The organism is Streptomyces sp. NPDC091377, from assembly GCF_044757045.1.
Taxonomy (GTDB): Bacteria; Actinomycetota; Actinomycetes; order Streptomycetales; family Streptomycetaceae; genus Streptomyces.
This window is the reverse complement of record NZ_JBIVUE010000016.1, coordinates 66,385-86,078: the sequence shown is the minus strand read 5'-3', so window position 1 is coordinate 86,078 and position 19,694 is coordinate 66,385. Positions and strand designations below refer to the sequence as shown.

The window sequence follows — 19,694 nt, the reverse complement described above, 5'->3', positions numbered from 1 at the left end:
GGCGCTCAGTGCAGGGGCTCGGGGGCCGCCGCGCCGGGGGTGTCGACCTTCGGGCCGCCGCGGTCGCCGGCCCGCAGCACCTTGGCGAAGACGGCGAGCCCGCAGGAGAGCAGGGTCACCAGACCGAAGGAGACCACCAAGCTGGTGAGCTGGGCCAGTCCGCCGATCGCGCTCGGCGCGATCAGCCCCGAGGTGTACGTGATGGTCGCGACACCGGCGATGGCCTGGCTCGGGTTGTTCCCGCTGCGGCCGGCGGCGGCGAAGCACAGCGGCACGACCACCGCGATGCCGAGACCCATCAGCGCGAACCCGGTCATGGCGACGGCCGGATGACCGCCGAAGACGATCAGGAGCCCGCCGAGGGTGGCGACGACACCGCTGAGCCGGACCGTGCGGACGGCACCGTAGCGGTCCACCACCTTGTCACCGGCGAGCCGGGCGATGGCCATCGTCAGGGTGAAGCCGGTGGTGCAGGCGGCGGCGAGACCCGCCGAGGTGCCCAGCTCGTCCTCCAGGTAGACCGCCGACCAGTCGAGGCTCGCGCCCTCCGCGAAGACCGCGCAGAAACCGACCGCGCCGATCAGCACCGCCGACTTGGGCGGCAGCGCGAACCGCGGCGGCGCCTCCTCGTCCTCGGTGGGCTGGAGGTCGAGGACCCAGGTGCAGGCGACGAGGCCGAGCACGGTGAGCACGCCCGCCGCGATCAGGTGATGGACCCGCGCGTCGGTGTCCAGGTGCGCGGCGAGGGTGCCGCCGACCGAGCCCAGCAGGGCGCCCACGCTCCACATGCCGTGCAGCCCGGACATGATCGAGCGGTCGAGCCGGTTCTCGATCTCGACGCCGAGCGCGTTCATCGCGACATCGGACATACCGGCGGTGGCGCCGTACACGAACAGGGCGAGACAGAGCGTCCCCAGGTTCGGTGCCAGTGAGGGCAGGGTCAGGGCCAGCGTCCACAGCGCCAGCAGACCCCGCAGGGCCGTCTTCGCGCCGAACCGGTGACTGATCCGGCCCGCCAGCGGCATCGTCAGCGAGGCGCCGAGCGCCGGGAAGGCGAGCGCGAGGCCCAGTTGGCCCGCGCTGACCCCGGCGTGGTCCTGGATCCAGGGCACCCGGGTCGCGAACGAGCCGGTCACGGAGCCATGCACCAGGAACACGGCGGCGACGGCATACCTGGCATGCCGCACCACCCGCTGGTCATGGATCCCTCGGGCCATCCCACTCATGCTCCGCACTCTCCCCGTCGGGTGTCGTCAGGACACGGCAAGGGGGGCGGATGTCGCTCCCCCGTTCCGCTGCCGTAAACTATCAGGGTCCCTGCCTGATAGATAGGGAGATTGTTCGGTGGCCGTGCGCGGCGCGGCCCGACCTTTCTGGGAGGATCCCGGCATGCCCGCATCCCCGAGCACCGCCCGGGTCATCAACGACCGGTTCGCCCTCCGTCTGCTCATGGAGCAAGGCCCCTTGACGGCAGGGCAGTTGAAACAGCAGACCGGACTGTCCCGGCCCACCGTGGCCGACCTGGTGGAGCGGCTCTCCGCCGCCGGGCTGATCGAGGTCGTGGGGGAGGCGGGGGAGCAGCGGCGCGGCCCCAACGCCCGGCTCTACGGCATCGTCGCCGACCGCGCCCATCTGGCCGCGGTCGATGTCCGGATGGAGGGTGTGTCCGTCATCGTCTGCGATCTGCTGGGCCGGGTCCTGGCGGAGGCTTCGGTGCCGATCGACGGCGACCTCGGGACCGGGCCCGCGGTGGAGCAGGCGGTGGCGCTGGTGGAGCGGACGGCGAAGGAGGGCGGCGCCGAGGGCCGGCTGCACACCGTCGGCATCGGCGCCCCTGGCCTGATCGACCCGGGCACGGGCGAGTTGCACGACTCCACCGGCCTGCCCGAATGGCACCGAAGACTGATCGCCGCCCTCACGGAGCGGCTCCCCGAGGCCCGTGTCACCGTCGAGAACGAGACCAACCTCGCCGCGCTGGCCGAACAGCGCGACGGCGCCGCGCACGACCGGGACACCTTCGTGCTGCTCTGGCTCGGCAACGGCACCGGAGCCGCCGTGGTCCTGGACGGCACCCTGCGCCGCGGTGCCTCCGGCGGCACCGGCGAGATCGGCTTCCTCCCGGTGCCGGGCACCACGGGGGTACCGTCGGCGACCGACTGCGAGGGCGGCTTCCACGGCCTGGCCGGGGCGGCGGCCATCGAACACCTGGGGGAGCGGTACGGACTGACGGCCCTGGACCCGGAGCCCGGTGAGCCGCTGGCCGCGGGCGTCGTCCGGGCGGCCGTGGCCCGGGCGGGCGATCCCGACGACACCGGGGCCCACCGCTTCCTCGACACCCTCGCGGACCGCATCGCGATCGGCGTGGCGTCGGTCGCCGCGATCCTGGACCCCGGCTGCGTGGTCCTGGGCGGCGAGGTCGGCCGGGCGGGCGGCGAGGAACTGGCCGCCCGCGTCGAACCCCGGGTCCGCCGGATGTCCCCCCTGCCCACCGAGGTCCGCCCCAGCCCCCTCGGCGGCACCGCGGTCCTCAAAGGAGCCCTCCTCACAGCCCGCTCCCGAGCCCAGGACTCCCTCTTCCCCTACACAAACGCCCCAGCCACGCCCTAAGGGATCCCGCCCCTTTCACGAACGGCCGGCCCACGCCCTAAAGGGGAAAGCCCCCCGCCCCTTTCACGAACGGCCGACCCACGCCCTAAAGGGGCGCGGGGAACTGCGCGCTCAGCCCCCCACCCACGGAAAGCGCCCCGCCCCTTTCACGAACGGCTGACCCATGCCCTAAAGGGGCGCGGGGAACTGCGCGCTCAACCCCCACCCACGGAAAGCCGAAGAACGACCGCCCCCACCCCCAACCCCCCCACACCCCCCGTCACTTCCCCTCCCCACCCCCGAACCGCTCACCCAGATACCCCTCGAACGTCCCCACCCCCGCCCCCGCCCCCGGCCCGGGCACCACATGCCCACCCGCCCGAAACGCCCGATACACCCGCCCAAACAACCGCACCCGCACCACAGCCCGCCGCCGGCGCCCCGCAGCCACCCCATACGCCCGCGCCAACGACGCGAGCGACCGCACCTCGGGCCCGCCCATGTCCGCGACCCGCCCCGCAGGCGCCCCGACCGCCAGTTCGGCCAGCCGCGCGGCGACCTCCCGCACCTCGATCGGCTGACCTCCGACCCCCGCGGGCAGCACCAGCACCGGCATCCTGCCGAGCACCTCCAGCACCCGTGCCACCAGATCGTGGAACTGGGTGGTCCGCAGCACCGTCCACCCCAGCCCCGACGCCTCGATCAGCCGTTCCACGGCCAGCTTGGACCGGTAGTAGCCGAGCGGCACGGCGTCGACGCCGACGATGGAGATGTACACCAGATGCCGGACCCTGGCCCTGCGCGCGGCCTCGATCAGATGGCCCGCGGCCCGCTCGTCCCCACCCCGGGGCGTGCTGGCGCAGTGCACGACGACGTCGACGCCCGCGAGCGCCACGTCCAGCACCCCGCCCCCCTCCCGCAGGTCCACGGCGTAGGGCTGCGCGTGCCGGCTGAGCACCCGCACCTCGTGCCCGTCCGCCCGCAGCAACTCGGTCACGTGCCGGCCGAGCGTTCCGGTACCGCCGGTCACCAGGATCGTCGTCATGTCGTCCAGCCCCTCATCAGGAGAGCGCGCTCCCGGCCGGAGCGCCCTACGGAGGCTGAGACCGCCCGGCCCGGGCGGAATGTGACAGCCGCGGAGGCCACCCGGGGGAGACCCCGGTCACACCGTCACCACCGTCACCGCCCGCACCGCCCCAGCCGACGTCGTACAGACACCAGCCTCTCCGGATCGATCACCAACCGCACCCCCGCGCCCCGCGCCCGCGCACCCCGCACCCCCGCGCCCCCGGCACCCCCGCGGCCCGCGCCACGGCACGGCGAAGCCCCGCACGCGAACCGCGTACGGGGCCGGGGCCGGGGTTGGATGGCCCGGCGGCGGGCAAGGGCCGTCGTCACCGCCGCCGGGCCGGTCTCACGGGGTCAGCAGGCCCCCTGGTCCTGCCACACGCCCCACTGGCCGGTGCTGCCGGGCTCCTCGCCCTTCGTCCACCACTTGGCCTTCCAGGAGCGCCCCTTGTGGGAGACGACCGTGCCGGTGCCGTACTCCGCGGTCGCGCTCCAGGCGACCGGGGTGCACGGGCCGGTGGGCGTCGGGGTCGGGGTCGGGGTGCCGCCACCGCCGCCCGGCTGCACCACGGTGGTGCCGCGGGCCAGGTCACCGGCGAGCGCGTAGGTCTTCCCGCCGAACGTCACCGTCCAGTTGGAGGGCGTGGACACCGGCAGGTAGTACACGAAGTCCAGCTCGATGGAGGCTCCGGGCGCCACCGTCTGCCAGGCCGGCAGCTTCAGCGAGGCGCGGTGGAAGTCACCCTTCAGCCCACCGACGTTGTTCCCGGTGTGGTCGCTGCGCACGATCGTGGTGCCGAAGCCCGACTGGTCCTTGGCGTTGGCCGGCGCGGAGGTCGCGTAGTCGAACTGGAACTCGGTGCCGCCGGGCAGCGTCGCGTTGGTGTTGTTGGTGATCTTCAGCTTGGGGCTGATCGGGTAGTTGGTGTCACCCAGCGGGAACTGCCCGAAGTCGACGGCGATGTCCACGGCCTCGGTCGGCAGCGCGGTGTTGGACTTCTTGTTGCCGTACGGCTTGGCCGCCTTGTACTTGTCGTACATCAGCGTGATCAGCGAGTCGCCGGGCTCGTACTGGCCCTTGGCCGTGTTGTAGTCGTAGTCGCCGGCCAGCTCCCAGATCATGGTGCCGCCGAGGCCCTTGTCGACCACGTAGTCGGTCTTGACCCCCATGGACTGCTCGTCCTCGGTGGAGATGAAGACCTTCTTCTCGGCGTTCCACAGCCACGGCGAGACCAGCGTCGGGTCGTACTTGCGCGCGTAGGTGCCGGTCAGCTTGGTGTTCGCGGGCAGCCCGAACTTCGGCAGGTAGTCGGGGACGATCCCCTTCTCCAGGTTCTTGGCGTGCCACATCGGGTTGAACCCGGCCGGGGCCTCCTGGCCGTTGGTGTCCTTGTCGTGCCAGACGTTGTCGATGCCGACGGCACCGTCACCGCACTTGGTCAGCCCGGAGCCGGGCGGGCAGGTGGTGGCGGACGCCTTGCCCCACAGCCCGTCGGTACCGCCCTGCACGTTCTTCCAGCCGCGGGTGTAGGTCGGCACACCGATGTTGATGCGGCCGGCCGGCATCGAGCCGCGGAAGTAGTGGTAGGCCCAGTCGGTGTTGAGGTAACCGATACCGCCGTACTGGGAGGCGTTGTAGATGCCCGACCCGGCCAGCTCGGAGTCCTTGCCGTCGTCGTAGAGCGCGGCGTTCGGCCCGACGTGCTCGTTCCAGGTGCCGTGCAGGTCGTACGACATGATGTTGACGTAGTCCAGGTACTTCTGGACCTGGAAGGTCTCCATGCCGCGCAGCAGATAGCCGGAGGAGGGGGCGGCGACGGTCAGCAGGTAGTGCTTGCCGTCGGCGGCGCTCGCCCGGTCCAGCTTCTCGCGCAGGGTCTTCATCAGCGCGGCGTAGCTCTTGTTGAGCCCGGCGCGGCGGGCGTTGGCCACCGTCCAGTCGGCCGGGTTGCCCGCGTCCTTCATGGAGGTCGGGTACTCGTAGTCGATGTCGAGCCCGTTGAACCCGTACTTGCGCAGGAAGGCGACGGAGGAGTCCGCGAAGGTGTCGATACCGGCCTGGTTGACCGAGCCGTCGGCGTTCGTCGTCGTCTTGTAGAAACCGCCGCTGTCGGTCCAGCCGCCCACCGAGATCAGCGTCTTGACATCGGGGTTCGCCTTCTTGAACTTGCTCAGCAGGTTGAAGTGGCCCTTGTAAGGCAGTGCCGGGTCCATCTCGGCGCCCGCGACACCCGGCCAGGTCATCCCGGTGTTGGGGTTCTCGGGGCCGTCGGCGCCGACGCTGATCTTGTTGGCGGCGTCGATACCGGCGAAGGCGTAGTTGATATGGGTGATCTTGTCCCACGGGATGTTGTTGGCGAGGTAGGCGGGCCTGCCGTCCTTGCCGGTACGCCAGTTGGCGAAGTACCCGATGATGCGGCGCTGGTGGTCCGCGCCCATCTTCTCCCGGCCCTCGGTGTCGTAGACCGAGCAGTACGGGACGTCCACGCCGGGGGTCTTGTACAGCCCTTCGGGGCGACAGGACTCCTGATCGGGGGCGGCGTGCGACGTGGTCGCCGGGAGACCGGCGATCAGAAGGCCGGCGATCGCGCCGACGGAGGCGATCAACGCGGGTCTTGCGCGGCGGGGGGAAAAGCGTGAGGGGGAAGGCACAGTCGGTTCCTCTCCACGGAAGTTGCGCAGACAGTAAAGAGGACTAGACCAGTGCGTCAATAGGTATGGACCAATTCAACCAGCCCTTCGGCGGGGTCAGTTGGCCTGGGTGGCGACCCTGAGGCAGCCTTAACCCGGCTTTGAGCCTCCCTTAACCCGCCCCGGAGCCGCCGCGGCCCCCCGCCGCGAGCCGCCGCCCGCGCGACCATGAGCCGCCTTCGGTTCGACCGTGAGCCGCCCTTGGGTCGACCGTGAGCCGCCTTCGGTTCGACCGTGAGCTGACTGTGAGCCGACCGTGATCCGACTGTCGATCACGACGAAGCCCGCGATCACCACGTCCGCGACGAAAGCCGGCGACCACGACGAAAGCTCGCGATCACCGCAGAAGCCCATGATCACGCTCCACGGCGCAGCCCTCCGCTCACAACCTGTGAGTCAGCCCACACACGCTGCCCGTATGGATGTCTTGCGGTCGTGGCACACTGACTGGGTAACAACAGCAGCGCACTCCGGGGTCGGTGAAAGTCCGAACCGGCGGTTACAGTCCGCGACCCGGTCGTCTCCAGCGACCGGTTGACCAGGTGAAACTCCTGGACCGACGGTTAAAGTCCGGATGGTAGGCAGTGCGCGGCGGGCGAGCAGACCCCTGCGCGCCGCCGATATCGGCCCGTTCCCTCCCGGGACGGGTGCCGTCCGGCGTCGCCCTGGTGTTCTCCGTCCGTGATCGTCTGTCGTCCTCGACAGCCCCGGAGTCCGTGCCCGAAGAGGCAGGAGGACCCGGGAAGTGTTCACCGGAATCGTCGAAGAGCTGGGCGAGATCACCGCCGTCGAGAACCTCGGCGACGCCTGTCGTTTCCGGCTCCGCGGCCCTGTCGTCACCCAGGGCGCACAGCACGGAGATTCCATCGCCGTGAACGGCGTCTGCCTCACCGTGGTCGAACACGAGGGCGACGAGTTCACCGCCGACGTGATGGCCGAAACCCTCGCCCGCTCCAGCCTGGGCGCCCTCGCCGTCGGCTCCCGGGTCAACCTCGAACGCCCCACCGCCGTCGGCGCCCGCCTGGGCGGCCACATCGTGCAGGGCCACGTCGACGGCACCGGCACGGTCCTCGAACGCACCCCCTCCGAGCACTGGGAGATCGTCAGGATCTCCCTCCCCGCCGCGCTGGCCCGCTATGTCGTCGAGAAGGGCTCCATCACCGTCGACGGCATCAGCCTCACCGTCGTCGACGCCGGTCTCGACCACTTCACCGTCAGCCTGATCCCCACCACCCTCGCCCTGACCACCCTCGGCGTGAAGCAGCCCGGCGACCCCGTCAACCTGGAGGTCGACGTGATCGCCAAGTACGTCGAGCGGCTGCTCACCGTCGGCGACGGCACGGGCGCCGGTGTCCGGACCACCGCCCCGCAGGAGCCCGGTGTCCGGACCACCGCCCCGCAGGAGCCCGGTGTCCGGGCCACCGCCCCGCGGGAGCCCGGCACGGAGCGGGACACCGAGCCGGAGGCATCCCGGTGAGCTGGCTGAACACCGAGGCGTTCGTCCTGTTCGGCCAGCACATCATCTGGTCCGACATGATCGGCAACATCCTCGGCCTCATCGGACTCGCCCTCGGCTGGCGCCGCTCGGTGTGGACCTGGCCCGTGCAGTTCGTGTCCGGCCTGATCCTCTTCGGCGCCTTCTACGGCCACCTCACCGGCAGCGCGGGCAAGCAGGCCGTCGTCATGGCCGTCGCCCTCTTCGGCTGGTGGCAGTGGCAGCGGCAGCGCGGCGGGAACCGCGCCGCGGACGGCCGTATCGCGGTCCGCTTCGCGAGCTGGCGCGAACGCCTCGCCATGATCGGCGCGGCGGGCCTCGGCACGGTCGGCGTCGCCCTCGTCTTCACCGCCTACCCGAGCCTGTCCTGGGACCCCTGGCCGGATGCGTACATCTTCGTCGGCACGATCGTCGCCATGTACGCCCAGGCTCGCGGCATGGTCGAGTTCTGGTTCGCCTGGCTCCTGGTCGACCTCGTCGGCGTCCCCCTCAACTTCGCCAACGGCTACGCCTTCTCCGGCTTCGTCTACGTCATCTACGGCGCGCTCGTCCTGTGGGGCATGCGCGACTGGTGGCTGCGCACCCGCAAGGACGCGCGGCCCTTCCTGGAAGGAGCGCCCGCATGACCACGGCCCCCATCCTCTACCGCACCGACGGCCCGGAGGACCTCCGGCTCGACCCCGTTCCCCAGGCCGTCGCCGACATCGCGGCCGGCCGCCCGGTCGTCGTCGTGGACGACGAGGACCGCGAGAACGAGGGCGACCTCATCATCGCCGCCGAGAAGGCCACGCCCGAGATCGTCGCCTTCATGATGCGCGAGTGCCGCGGCATGCTCTGCGCCCCCATGGAGGGCGAGGAACTGGACCGGCTCCGGCTGCCGCAGATGGTCGAGGACAACACCGAGTCCATGAGGACCGCGTTCACCGTCACCGTGGACGCCTCCGCCGCCCACGGCGTGACCACCGGCATCTCGGCCGCGGACCGCGCCACCACGCTCCGGCTGCTCGCCGGGGGCGAGGCCCGGCCCGACGACTTCGTCCGCCCCGGCCATGTCTTCCCGCTGCGCGCCCGCCCCGGCGGCGTCCTCGCCCGCAACGGCCACACCGAGGCCGCCATCGACCTCGCCCGCCTCGCCGGACTGCGCCCCGCCGGCGCCATCGTGGAGATCGCCGGCGAGGACGGCCGCATGCTGCGCCTGCCCGAGCTGATCCCCTTCGCCCGCAAGCACGGCCTGACGATCATCTCCATCGAGGCCCTGATCGCCCACCGCCGCGCCCTGGAATCCCCCGCACCCCCCGCCACCCGGACGAGCACCCCGCCCCCCGGCCGGATCCGGCCGTCCGTCGGCCACGCGGGCGAGGCGCCCCCGGGTACGGGCCACACCGTCCGCCGTGAGGCCGAGACCCCGCTGCCCACCGCGCACGGCGCCTTCACCGCCTACGGCTACCGCTCCACCGCCGACGGCGTCGAGCACGTCGCGCTCGTCCACGGCGACCTCGGCGGCGGCGAGGACGTCCTCGTCCGGGTGCACAGCGAATGCCTCACCGGCGATGTCTTCCACTCCCTGCGCTGCGACTGCGGCCCCCAACTGCGCACCGCCATGGACCGGATCCAGGCCGCCGGCCGGGGCGTCGTCGTCTACCTGCGCGGACACGAGGGCCGCGGCATCGGCCTGCTGTCCAAGCTGCGCGCCTATGAACTCCAGGAGCGCGGCCGGGACACCCTGGACGCCAATCTGGAGCTGGGCCTGCCCGCCGACGCCCGCGACTACGCGGCCGGCGCCCAGATCCTCGCCGACCTGGGCGTCCGCAGCGTGCGCCTGATGACCAACAACCCCGACAAGACCGACGCGCTCGTCCGCCACGGCCTCACCGTCACCGGCCGCGAGCCGATGCCTGTCACCGCGGGCGAGCACAACCTGCGCTACCTGCGCACCAAGCGGGACCGGATGGGCCACGACCTGCCCTGGCTGGACACCCCCGGCCCGGCCACCTGCGGCAACCAGTAGCACCCGGCCCCCAGACCCCCCGGATCCCCCTCTGATCCCCAGACCCCCTTCAGACCCCCTCATACATCCCGAGGAGACACGAGAACGTGAGTGGCAAGGGCGCACCGGAACTGTCCGTACGCGACGTCGGAGACCTGCGGGTCGCCGTGATCGCGGCCCAGTGGCACGAGAAGGTGATGGACGGACTGGTCGACGGCGCCCTGCGCGCCCTGCACGACCTCGGCATCGCCGAACCGACCCTGCTCAGGGTCCCCGGCAGCTGGGAGCTGCCCGTGGTGGCCAAGGTACTCGCCGGACGCGGCTACGACGCGATCGTCGCCCTCGGCGTCGTCATCCGCGGCGGCACCCCCCACTTCGAGTACGTCTGCCAGGGCGTCACCCAGGGCCTCACCCAGGTCTCCGTCGACACCGGCGTCCCCGTCGGCTTCGGCGTGCTCACCTGCGACACCGACGACCAGGCCCTGGACCGCGCCGGACTGCCCGGCTCCAGCGAGGACAAGGGACACGAGGCGGTGACCGCCGCCGTCGCCACGGCGGCCACCCTCCGCTCAGTATCCGAACCTTGGCGTCAGGCCGGTGGGCGCACCGCGTAAAGTGGGCGCCACCATGTCCAAGAAGACGTTCGAGGAGCTGTTCTCCGAGCTCCAGCACAAGGCAGCCCACGGCGACCCCGCCACCTCCCGCACCGCGGAACTCGTCGGCAAGGGCGTCCATGCCATCGGCAAGAAAGTCGTGGAAGAGGCCGCCGAGGTCTGGATGGCCGCCGAGTACGAGGGCAAGGAAGCGGCGGCCGAGGAGATCTCCCAGCTGCTGTACCACGTCCAGGTGATGATGGTCGCCCGCGGCATCTCCCTGGACGACGTCTACGCCCATCTGTAGACCCGCAGCCCCCCCCCCGCAGTTCCCACCCCCCGCCTGACGCAAAGGAAGCCGACCTCATGCTGCGCATCGCCGTCCCCAACAAGGGTTCACTCTCCGGCCCTGCGGCGGACATGCTGCATGAGGCCGGCTACCGCCAGCGCCGCGAGTCCAAGGAACTGCGGATCGTCGACCCCGTCAACGAGGTCGAGTTCTTCTACCTCCGCCCCCGCGACATCGCGATCTACGTCTCCTCCGGCCGCCTCGACATCGGCATCACCGGCCGGGACCTGCTGATCGACTCCGGCGCCGACGCCGAGGAGATCCTCCCGCTCGGCTTCGCCCGCTCCACCTTCCGCTACGCCGCCAAGCCCGGCACCGCCACCTCCGTCAAGGAACTCGGCGGCCGGACCGTCGCCACCTCCTACGAGGGCATCGTCGCCCGGCACCTCGCCGACAGCGGCGTCGACGCCTCCGTCGTACACCTCGACGGCGCCGTGGAGACCGCCATCGAACTCGGCGTCGCCGAGGTCATCGCCGACGTGGTCGAGACCGGCACCTCGCTGCGCAACGCCGGCCTGGAGATCCTCGGCGAGCCCATCATGACCTCCGAGGCCGTCGTCATCCGCCGTACCGGGGCCGACGCCGAGGAGTCCAAGGTCCAGCAGTTCCTGCGCCGCCTCCAGGGCGTCCTGGTGGCCCGCAGCTACGTGATGATGGACTACGACATCCGCGCCGAGCACCTCGAAGAGGCCGTCGCCATCACCCCCGGCCTGGAGGGCCCGACCATCTCCCCGCTGCACAACGAGGGCTGGGTCGCCGTACGCGCCATGGTCCCGGCCAAGGACGCCCAGCGGCTGATGGACGACCTCTACGAGATCGGCGCCCGGGCCATCCTGACCACCGCGATCCACGCCTGCCGGCTCTGACGGGCACGACACCGATGCCGAAGGAGACCGCCGTGCCGTCCCACGACCACCCCGCCGCCCCCGCCGCGACCACCCTGCCGGTCACCTTCCGGCCCGCCCGCACCCGGGCCGTGCTGCTCACCGCCGCCGTGGCGATCTTCCTCGCCGTCTCCGCGGTCGCGCTGCTCCTCGACCGGCTCAGCACCCCCGAGCGGATCAGCTTCGTCTTCACGGCGCTGCTGTTCTCCGCCGTGGCGCTGGTGCTGGCCCGCCCGAAGGTCGTCGCCGAGGAGTCCGGCGTCACCGTCGTCAACTTCGCGAGCCGCCGTCACCTCGAATGGGCCGAGATCGTCGGGGTCAATCTGCGGGTCGGCGACCCCTGGGTCTTCCTCGACCTCAGCGACGGCACCAGCCTCGCCGTCATCGGCATCCAGCCCGGTATCGCCAAGGAGCACGCCATCGCCGACGCGCGCAGCCTGCGCGCCCTGGTCGAGGCCCGTGCGGGACAGTCGGCACACGGGGACCACGACTGACCCGACGGTGTCGTCCCCGCCCCATACCCGGCCGCCGTGACTAGTCTGGTGGCGGAGGCGTTCTCGGTACACCGCATCACCGCATCACCGCTTTCCCGCTGTCCGTGTTCCCGCGTTCCCGCTTTCCCCTGTTCCTCTGTTCCCGCTTTCCCGTTCTCCTGCTTTCCGGTCTTCCTGTTCTCCCCTCAGCCGCCTCCGCCCCTGCCCCGCCCCCGGTGCGCAGGGGTTCCTGCTACCCGAGGAGTGACCCCCTCCGGCGATGGACGGATCGTCCTGTAGTACCTGCGCCGCCCCCGGTCGACATACGACCCGGGCGGCGGCCTCATGACCAGCCCCCTGCTGCTGATCGCAGCCGCGTTCCTGCTGATTCTCGCCAACGGCTTCTTCGTCGCCGCCGAGTTCGGCCTCGTCACCGTCGAGCGGCCCGACGCCGAACGGGCCGCCGCGGGCGGCGACCGCCGCGCCGCCAAGGTCGTCGCGTCGCTCAAGGAACTCTCCTTCCAGCTCTCCGGCACCCAGCTCGGCATCACCCTCACCTCCCTCGTCGTCGGCATGCTCGCCGAACCCGCCCTCGCCCGGCTCCTGGACGGCCCCCTGTCCGCCGCGGGCCTGCCCGAGGGCGTGGTTCCCGGGGTGGCCGTCGTCGTCGGGATGCTCCTCGCCTCCGCCGTGCAGATGGTGGTCGGCGAACTCGTGCCCAAGAACTGGGCCGTCTCCCGCCCCCTCCAGGTCGCCCGGTTCGTGGCCGGCCCGCAGCACCGGTTCGCCCGGCTGTTCCGGCCGGTCATCGCCGGCCTGAACGGGGTCGCCAACCGGCTGGTCCGCGCGCTCGGCTTCGAGCCCGCCGACGAACTGGCCTCCGCCCGCACCCCCGGCGAACTCGTCTCCCTGGCCCGGCACTCCGCCCGCGCCGGCGCCCTCGAACAGGACACCGCCGACCTGTTCGTACGGACCCTGTCCCTCGGCGGCCTCACCGCCCAGCACGTCATGACCCCCCGGGTGAAGGTCAGCGCCCTCCAGGCGTCCACGACGGCCGAGGACGTCGTCAACCTCACCCGGGCCACCGGGCTCTCCCGCTTCCCCGTCTACCGCGACCGCATCGACGAGATCACCGGCATGGCCCACCTCAAGGACGCCCTCGCGGTCCCCGCCCACGAACGGCTGCGCACCCCCGTCTCCCGGATCGCCCGCCCCGCGCTGCTGGTCCCCGAGAGCCTCCCGGTGCAGCCCCTGCTCGCCCGGCTGCGCAGCGAACAGCCCATCGCCGTCGTCGTGGACGAGTACGGCGGCACCGCCGGGGTCGTCACCCTGGAGGACATCGTCGAGGAACTGGTCGGCGAGGTCCGCGACGAGCACGACGACCTGCTCGCCGGACCGCCCGACCTGTGCGCCGCCCCACCCGAGGACGGCCGCCCCGCCTGGGACGTCGACGGCGCCTGCCGTGTCGACGCCCTCCAGCGGATCGGCCTCGACGTCCCCGAGGGCCCCTACGAGACGGTCGCCGGCCTCGTCGCCGATCTGCTGGGCCGGATCCCGGCCGTCGGTGACCGGGCCGAGCTGCCCGGCTGGCGGCTCGCCGTACGCCAGGTCGGCCACAACCGCGCCGAACGGGTCCGCCTCGTGCGGACCGCCCCGGTGCTGGAGGCGGCCCGATGAGCGTGCTCCACCTTCTCTTCGCCGGGCTGCTGGTGCTCGCCAACGGCTTCTTCGTCGGCGCCGAGTTCGCCCTGGTCTCGGTGCGCCGCAGCCAGATCGAACCCCTCGGTACCGCCCGCGCCCGCCAGGTGCTGTACGGCCTGGAGCATCTGCCGCAGATGATGGCCGCCGCCCAGTTCGGCATCACCGTCTGCTCGCTGACACTGGGCGCGGTCGCCGAGCCGACCGTGGCCCGTCTCCTCGAACCGGTCTTCGCCTGGCTGCGCCTCCCGGACGCGGTGATCCACCCACTGGGCTACGCCGTGGCCCTCGCCGTCGTCGTCTTCTTCCACCTCGTCATCGGCGAGATGGTCCCCAAGAACCTCGCGATGGCCGCCCCCGAGACGGCCGCGCTCTGGCTCAGCCCGGGCCTGGTCGCCTTCGCCCGGCTGTGCCGGCCCGTCACCGCGGCCCTCGGCGCGTGCGCCCAGGCGGTGCTCCGGGTCTTCCGCGTCGAACCCAAGGACGAGGTCGAGGCCGTCTTCACCAGCGAACAGCTCAACCGCCTGGTGGAGGACGCGGGCCAGGCCGGCCTCCTCGCCCCGGAGGAACAGGAACGGCTGGAGGACGCCCTGGAACTGGGCTCCCACCCGGTCACCGACGTCCTCCTGGATCGTGCCCTGCTGGTGACGGTCGCCCCGTCCGTCACCCCCGCCGGGGTCGTCCGGCTGACCGCCCGCACCGGCTACTCCCGCTTCCCGGTCGCGGCCGAGGGCGGCGCCTTCATGGGCTACGTCCACGTCAAGGACGTCCTCGACCTGGAGGACTCCGACCGCGCGGTCCCGCCGCACATCTGGCGCCCGATGCCCACCCTGCGCCCCGACCTCCCCCTGGACGACGCCCTCACCGTCCTGCGCCGGGCCGCCACCCATCTGGCCCAGGTCGCCGACGCCCACGGCCGGGTCCTCGGCCTGATCGCCCTGGAGGACGTACTCGAACTGCTGGTCGGGGAGGTGAGCGACCCGGCCCACCACCCCCCGACCCTGCCGGAACAGGCACTCGCCACCTAGGGGCCGCCGCCCGCGGGGGCTACGGCGCCGACGGATCCTGCGGCCCCCGTCCCGACAGCACCTCCCCGTACGCCTGCATCAGATCCGGCAGCCGCAGCGTCGCCAGGTCGTCCCGCGACAACGCCCCCGGGTACCCCGACAACCGCAGATCCCGGTACGCGCAGCTCTTCTCGTACAGCGTCCGCAGGAACCGCCCGTTGCCGAGTTCGTCGATCCAGCCCTGATCGACCACATGCCCGGCGATGGACCTCAGCTCGTCCAGCGCCTCCTCGTCCCAGGCGTCCCCGTTCTCCGCGGCGAGGACCTCACCGATGGAGGTGAGTTCGAGCGGCCGGTAGGAGGGGAAGTCGACGCGGGTGGTGAAGCGGGAGGAGAGCCCGGGGTTGGCGGCGAGCAGCCGGTCCATGCCCTCGGGGTACCCGGCGAGGATCACCACCAGGTGGTCCCGGTTGTCCTCGGCCCGCTTCAGCAGCACCTGGAGCGCCTCGTCCCCGTACGCGTCGCCCTTGCCGTACCCCGAGTTGGACAGCGCGTACGCCTCGTCCACGAACAGGACCCCGCCGAGCGCGGAGTCGATCAGCTCATTGGCCTTCACGGCGGTCTGCCCGAGGTACTCGCCGACCAGGTCGGCCCGCTGGGCCTCCACGAGGTGGTCGCCGCCGAGCAGTCCGAGGGCGTAGAACACCCGGCCGAGGATCCGGGCGACCGTGGTCTTGCCGGTGCCGGAGGGCCCGGAGAAGACGAAGTGCCGTTTCGGCGGCTGGACCGGCAGCCCCTGCCCGGCCCGCAGCCGCGCCATGTTCAGCTGCGCCGACAACGCCTTGACCTGCCGTTTCACCGGCTCAAGGCCCACCATGCGCTCCAGTTCGGCGAGCGCCTCCTCCAGTAACGCGGAGTCGGTGGGCCCGGCGGGCAGCGCCTGCTCGGGCAGCACCGTCTTGGCCCGCACCACCGGGTCAGGCACCGCGGGCAGCGGCCCGGCGGGCGCCGGTCCCCCCGGCCCGCCCGGCTCGGACAGCTTCAGATTGCGGTCCTCCGGGCCGAAGAGCGGATCGAGCCCGTCCGGGCCGTCGAGGCCGTCCGGCCCGGCGCCGGTCAGGGTGAGCGCCAGCCCGTCGGCGTCGTCGTACCCGTCGCCCTCGGCGATCGCCGCGAGCCGGGCCGAGGTGTCCATGAAGGCGGGGTCGACCCGGTGCACCGCCCGGTACAGCGGCAGCGCGGCGGCACTGCGCCCGGTGCCCTCGTGCGCCCGCGCCAGCCAGTACCGCAGTTCCTTGCGTTGCGGCTGCTCGCTGCGGCACCGCATCAGCGCGGCCGACAGCATCGGTTCGGCCTGCCCGAACATCTCCAGCCGCACCCGCGCCATCCCGCCGAACAGCCCGGCCTCGATACCGAGCAGCGGATCACCGAGCAGCGAGTCGGTGTGCCGTACGAGCTGTTCCCAGTCCTTGACCAGGTACGACCGGCAGGCGTGCAGAAAGCGCACCTGCTGGTCGGTGTCGACCGGCGGCAGTCCCGCGAGCGCCCGGTCCAGCTCGGGCACATGCCGTCCGTCGAGCCAGTGCGAGGCGTGCGCGAGCAGCAGATCACGCGGGCTCTCCAGCACCGGCTGCACCCACCAGCCCAGCCAGTACCAGGAGTTGAGCGTGCGGCGGTGCCGGGCGCGCTGTTCGCCGAAGCGGTCGCTGTGCCGGAACATGCGCAGCAGCGCTGTGGTGGTGTCCACCCGCAGCGCGTGCAGCCCGAGCCAGCCGTCCGCCATGCCGGGGTCGATCCGCACCGCGGTCCGGAACTCCTCCTCGGCCTGCGGATAGGCGCCCATCGTGTAGGCGTCCACGCCGCGCAGCCAGGCCAGGTCGGCCGGGGCCTCGGGGCCGCCCTGCGTGCCGAAGTCCATCACGTCCCCCCACAAACCGTGCCCCCGTCGGTCTCCCGCCGGGCCGTTACCCGGTGGCCGACGGAGCCAACCACTGGGCCGCGGACCGGAGTTGCAAGGTGCGCGCAGCAGTTGTCCACAGGTCGCACCGAGGGCATGGTACCCGCGGCGGCACGGCCCGCCGAAGGGTGCCGCACAGCTCGTCCGGCGAGTTGGCGGTGGACCGGGCGGAGACCGGACGGTGACCGAGGGTGAGATTCAGGGGGCGTCTCGCGCCGTGAAAGAAGGGGGAGGGCAGAACGAAGCCCCCGATCACGGGGGAACAACCGGGGGCTTCGTGTCCTGCGGCGGCCTCGACGGGCCGCACATTGAGAACGTAAGTCCTGTACGGCCCTTGGGTCAAGCCGAGTTGAGGCACTCGCACAAGTTCCCGGGCGAGGGTCTTCACAGCTTCAGCACATTGCCGATGGCCCGTCACCCTCAGTGAGGGTCTGGTCTGTACCTGGAATTCCCGCAGGCCCCACCAGCACCATGTACCCCTCCGGCAACTGCTGTACCAATTGCTCGGCGAAGGGCCGCGAAGGGTCCTCGGCGAAGTGCCGGCGCTCCGCCTCGACCCACCCGGCCCAGAAGTCCCGCTGCTCCGCCCCGTCCCGCGACCGGCCCCGCGCCCACGCCTCCTCACGCGGTACGTCCATCCACAGCAGCCGCGCCAGCCACGGCCGCAGCGCGCGCCGGCCCGCCCCCACGCCCTCCACGATCACCACCGGCGCGGCGGGCAGCGTCCGGGGCGCACCGAAGGCGCGGGCCCGCCAGTCGTAGGGGGCGTAGCGCGCGTCCTCGCCCCGCGCGAGCGGAGCGATCACCTGCTCCAGCAGGCGGTCGGTCCAGCCGAACAGCTCGGCGTGGCTCGCGATGTCGTCCAGATGCAGCACCGGCGCCCCGCCCAGCGCCGCGGCCAGCCGTGCGGCGAGGGTCGTCTTCCCCGAACCGGCGTACCCGTCGACGCCGATCAGCCGCACCGGCCCGCAGGACGGCGGCAGCGCGGACAGTTCGCGGGCGAGGGACGAGAGGTCGGACGCAGCGGGCGGGCCGGGCAGGGGGTCAGGTGGGGGACTGGGCATGCCCCCATCATCCCCGGTGCCGGTGCCGGTGCCGGTGCCGGTGCCGGTGCCGGTGCGGGTGCCGGTGCGGGTGCGGGTGCGGGTGCCGGTGCGGTCTGCGGTGCCGGGTCGGGTGCCTGCGCCGGGGATGCCGGGGGAGCGGAGTCCGGCCGACGTGGTCCGTCCGACCCACCCGGCCCCCTCAGTGGACTGGACCAATATTGCTCGCCGTCGCACGGCCCGGACGCTGGCCGGACCCCGCCCCCGGCGTCCATAGTTGGCCCACGGCCACGGCGGTACCACCGCCGCGCCGCCCGACTCGGACACCTGGGGGTCACACACCGATGCGCAGTGCCGAACAGCCGTCCCGCAGAACCGTTCTTGCGGCGACCGTCGCCGCCGCCGTCGTGGGCGGTACGGGCCTCGCGTCCGCCGCCTCCGCGCACCGGGCCCCGCGCCCCGGCGGCGCCCCGGCCCGCCCGGTCGACAACCGGGCCTGGATCTCGTACGACGACTGGCGCGGTGGCACCGCGCGCGGGACCCGGGCCGTGCCGGGCGCGCGTCCCGGGCTGGTGATCGCGAAGCCCGCGGGCACCGTCGAGTACGCGGATCCGCACACCGGACGGACCGCGGCCTGGGAGTACGCCACCTGGACCTCGCCGGTGCACCGGCTCAGCGTCCCCGCCACCGAGGTCATCGCCTCCTGGAACGCGGACACCCCGGACGGCACCTGGCTCCAGATCGAGCTGACCGGCACCTACTCCGACGGCACCCCGACCCCGTGGTACGTCATGGGCCGTTGGACGGCCGGGGACGGGGACCTGCGGCGGACCTCGGTGGACGACCAGGGCGACGGCCGCAGCAGCGTCTGGACCGACACCTTCTCGATCGACGACGCCGCCTCCGGACTGCGGCTCGCCTCCTACCGGCTGCGGCTGACCCTGTACCGCACGCCCGGCACCCGGCTCACCCCCACCGTCCGGCGCACCGGCGCCATGGGCTCGGACGTCCCCGACCGCTTCACCGTCCCGGCCTCGACCCCGGGCGCCGCCGCCGAACTGGCCGTCCCGCGCTACTCGCAGGAGATCCACAAGGGCCGGTACCCGGAGTACGACAACGGCGGCGAGGCATGGTGCAGCCCCACCTCCTCCCAGATGATCATCGAGTACTGGGGCGGCCGGCTCACCGAGGACCAGCTCTCCTGGGTCGACCCGGACTACACCGACCCGCAGGTGTGCCACGCGGCCCGGTACACGTACGACCACCAGTACGCGGGCTGCGGCAACTGGCCGTTCAACGCCGCCTACGCGGCCACCTTCGACGGCCTCCAGGGTGTGGTGACCCGGCTCGGCTCGCTCACCGACGTCGAGACATTGATCAAGGCGGGCATTCCGGTCATCACTTCCCAGTCCTTCCTGGAATCCGAACTGACGGGCGCCGGCTACGGCACGGCCGGTCATCTGATGACGGTCATCGGATTCACCTCTGAGGGTGATGTGATCGCCAACGACCCCGCGTCACCCAGCAACGAGGCGGTCCGCCGGGTCTACAAACGGCGCGAGTGGGAGAACATCTGGCTCCGCACCAAGCGGTACAACGCCGCCGGCAAGGTGGTCTCCGGCACCGGCGGCGTCTGCTACCTCTACTTCCCGGCCCGCCTCTCCGCCCGCCGGCGCAAGGCCCTCGCGGCGGTCGGGGTGCGCTGACCGCGGCTCGCCGCACCACCGGCGAAGCGGCCCCCGGTGATCAGCCGGGGGCCGCTCCGCTGTGACCAAGCTCTCGGGTGCAAAAGCCGCCGACGGTGGCAAGGTGGACGGACCGGCGAGCCGCCGGACCCCCGCACCGCACGTACGACCCGAGCGA

The 19,694-nt window shown here is 72.2% G+C and carries 16 protein-coding genes and 1 riboswitch; of the genes, 11 read left to right on the top strand and 5 right to left on the bottom strand.

Annotated elements, in window-relative coordinates:
- Positions 1–5 precede the first annotated feature (5 nt).
- The gene (locus ACIQNG_RS29275) at positions 6–1,217 is read right to left on the bottom strand and encodes an MFS transporter (protein WP_401489178.1); all 1,212 of its coding nucleotides are present in this window, start codon (positions 1,215–1,217) and stop codon (positions 6–8) included.
- A 172-nt stretch (positions 1,218–1,389) separates the two neighbouring features.
- On the opposite strand from ACIQNG_RS29275, the gene ACIQNG_RS29270 reads away from it, so the two are divergent.
- Positions 1,390–2,607: an ROK family transcriptional regulator gene (locus ACIQNG_RS29270; protein ID WP_401489175.1), complete on the top strand. Its 1,218-nt coding sequence runs from the start codon at positions 1,390–1,392 to the stop codon at positions 2,605–2,607.
- Positions 2,608–2,866: 259 nt separating this feature from the next.
- Here ACIQNG_RS29270 and ACIQNG_RS29265 read toward each other — a convergent pair whose 3' ends face one another.
- Together ACIQNG_RS29265 and ACIQNG_RS29260 are read right to left on the bottom strand one after the other, a co-directional pair.
- Positions 2,867–3,631, bottom strand: coding sequence for an SDR family oxidoreductase (locus ACIQNG_RS29265; RefSeq protein WP_401489173.1), 765 nt, complete (start codon positions 3,629–3,631; stop codon positions 2,867–2,869).
- A 377-nt stretch (positions 3,632–4,008) separates the two neighbouring features.
- Positions 4,009–6,306, bottom strand: a complete 2,298-nt coding sequence (locus ACIQNG_RS29260; RefSeq protein ID WP_401489171.1) for a chitinase C-terminal domain-containing protein — start codon at positions 6,304–6,306, stop codon at positions 4,009–4,011.
- A 500-nt stretch (positions 6,307–6,806) separates the two neighbouring features.
- A riboswitch (FMN riboswitch) is annotated at positions 6,807–6,937 on the top strand.
- A gap of 153 nt (positions 6,938–7,090) precedes the next feature.
- Here ACIQNG_RS29260 and ACIQNG_RS29255 point away from each other — a divergent pair.
- The 9 genes from ACIQNG_RS29255 (at position 7,091) to ACIQNG_RS29215 (ending at position 14,852) form a co-directional block, all read left to right on the top strand.
- Positions 7,091–7,822, top strand: coding sequence for a riboflavin synthase (locus ACIQNG_RS29255; RefSeq protein WP_401489168.1), 732 nt, complete (start codon positions 7,091–7,093; stop codon positions 7,820–7,822).
- Positions 7,819–8,466, top strand: a complete 648-nt coding sequence (locus ACIQNG_RS29250) for a nicotinamide riboside transporter PnuC (RefSeq protein WP_401439706.1) — start codon at positions 7,819–7,821, stop codon at positions 8,464–8,466. The genes ACIQNG_RS29255 and ACIQNG_RS29250 overlap by 4 nt, the downstream gene beginning before the upstream one ends.
- Entirely contained in the window at positions 8,463–9,848 is a 1,386-nt protein-coding gene (ribA, locus tag ACIQNG_RS29245; protein WP_401489166.1) for a GTP cyclohydrolase II, read from the top strand. The genes ACIQNG_RS29250 and ribA overlap by 4 nt, the downstream gene beginning before the upstream one ends.
- Before the next feature lie 86 nt (positions 9,849–9,934).
- The gene (gene ribH / locus ACIQNG_RS29240; protein WP_401439700.1) at positions 9,935–10,441 is read left to right on the top strand and encodes a 6,7-dimethyl-8-ribityllumazine synthase; all 507 of its coding nucleotides are present in this window, start codon (positions 9,935–9,937) and stop codon (positions 10,439–10,441) included.
- Positions 10,442–10,454: 13 nt separating this feature from the next.
- Positions 10,455–10,727, top strand: coding sequence for a phosphoribosyl-ATP diphosphatase (locus ACIQNG_RS29235; protein WP_401439697.1), 273 nt, complete (start codon positions 10,455–10,457; stop codon positions 10,725–10,727).
- 59 nt (positions 10,728–10,786) lie between these two features.
- Positions 10,787–11,635: an ATP phosphoribosyltransferase gene (gene hisG, locus ACIQNG_RS29230; protein WP_401439695.1), complete on the top strand. Its 849-nt coding sequence runs from the start codon at positions 10,787–10,789 to the stop codon at positions 11,633–11,635.
- Positions 11,636–11,649: 14 nt separating this feature from the next.
- The gene (locus ACIQNG_RS29225; protein WP_401439693.1) at positions 11,650–12,147 is read left to right on the top strand and encodes a PH domain-containing protein; all 498 of its coding nucleotides are present in this window, start codon (positions 11,650–11,652) and stop codon (positions 12,145–12,147) included.
- Positions 12,148–12,471: 324 nt separating this feature from the next.
- Entirely contained in the window at positions 12,472–13,803 is a 1,332-nt protein-coding gene (locus ACIQNG_RS29220) for a hemolysin family protein (protein WP_401489163.1), read from the top strand.
- Positions 13,800–14,852: a hemolysin family protein gene (locus tag ACIQNG_RS29215; protein ID WP_401489161.1), complete on the top strand. Its 1,053-nt coding sequence runs from the start codon at positions 13,800–13,802 to the stop codon at positions 14,850–14,852. The genes ACIQNG_RS29220 and ACIQNG_RS29215 overlap by 4 nt, the downstream gene beginning before the upstream one ends.
- A 19-nt stretch (positions 14,853–14,871) precedes the next feature.
- Here ACIQNG_RS29215 and ACIQNG_RS29210 read toward each other — a convergent pair whose 3' ends face one another.
- Positions 14,872–16,749: an AAA family ATPase gene (locus tag ACIQNG_RS29210; RefSeq protein WP_401489159.1), complete on the bottom strand. Its 1,878-nt coding sequence runs from the start codon at positions 16,747–16,749 to the stop codon at positions 14,872–14,874.
- 431 nt (positions 16,750–17,180) lie between these two features.
- Positions 17,181–17,852 (bottom strand): uridine kinase, encoded by a 672-nt coding sequence (locus ACIQNG_RS29205; RefSeq protein WP_401489157.1) that lies wholly within the window; start codon positions 17,850–17,852, stop codon positions 17,181–17,183.
- A 323-nt stretch (positions 17,853–18,175) separates the two neighbouring features.
- On the opposite strand from ACIQNG_RS29205, the gene ACIQNG_RS29200 reads away from it, so the two are divergent.
- The gene (locus ACIQNG_RS29200) at positions 18,176–19,537 is read left to right on the top strand and encodes a peptidase C39 family protein (protein ID WP_401489155.1); all 1,362 of its coding nucleotides are present in this window, start codon (positions 18,176–18,178) and stop codon (positions 19,535–19,537) included.
- Positions 19,538–19,694 lie beyond the last annotated feature (157 nt).